Below are 694 nucleotides of genomic sequence, written 5' to 3'. Positions count from 1 at the left end.
ACATTGAATTATGCTATTCAGGATGTTCGGAAAGAAGCAAGACAAGCTGCTGCTATTGGTCTAGCGGTGTCCAACTTGCGTTACAATGATGCACCAGGAAAGTTAAGTGTTGCACTTGGTAGTGGTATATGGCTTAATCAGTCCGCATTTGCTCTTGGTGCTGGTTATACATCTGAAGATGGAAATATTCGCTCTAGTCTATCTGTGACAAGTGCCGGAGGGCGCTGGGGTGTAGGTGTAGGATTAAGCTTAACTCTAAATTAATAAAATTCACTACGATTATTTTCAAAAACGCTCCTGTCTATACAAGACAGGGGCGAAAAGAGTTACACGATTAAAAGAACGACTCCCATAAATAACAATGCCAGCATTAATGTTGAAAATAAAAAAAGAGAAAATGTCTGAAGAGTGGTGTGTTTTACGCAAATTTGACAGAAGTCGTGGAGGGGGCTAGTTGGTTGTTACATGACAGTAAGCAGCGGATTAAGAAAGTTTTTGATGATACGAAAAAATATGTAGATAAATATTTTTCTGAATCCAAGGATAATGCGATGAGTAATGGTGTTAACGAGTCGAAATCCTAAACCGATATAAAATTTGAAACGTTTAGTTATGATATTAAGAGCGTACGGAAAGAGGCAAGGCAAGCAGCCGCCGTTGGTCTAGCAGTATCCAACCTACGTTACTTTGACGA

At 39.5% G+C, this 694-nt stretch carries 2 protein-coding genes; both read left to right on the top strand.

The window, feature by feature from the left end:
- The coding region (locus ACFINL_RS09785) for a YadA-like family protein (RefSeq protein ID WP_375612610.1) at positions 1–264 on the top strand (264 nt) is incomplete at its 5' end.
- Between the two features lie 149 nt (positions 265–413).
- Complete coding sequence (locus tag ACFINL_RS09780; RefSeq protein WP_375612611.1) at positions 414–584, top strand: hypothetical protein; 171 nt, start codon at positions 414–416, stop codon at positions 582–584.
- Positions 585–694 lie beyond the last annotated feature (110 nt).

Source organism: Bartonella sp. AA78NXGY (assembly GCF_042197005.1).
Lineage (GTDB): Bacteria > Pseudomonadota > Alphaproteobacteria > Rhizobiales > Rhizobiaceae > Bartonella.
The sequence above is the reverse complement of the archived record's forward strand: the minus strand, read 5'-3'. Positions and strand labels throughout refer to the sequence as shown.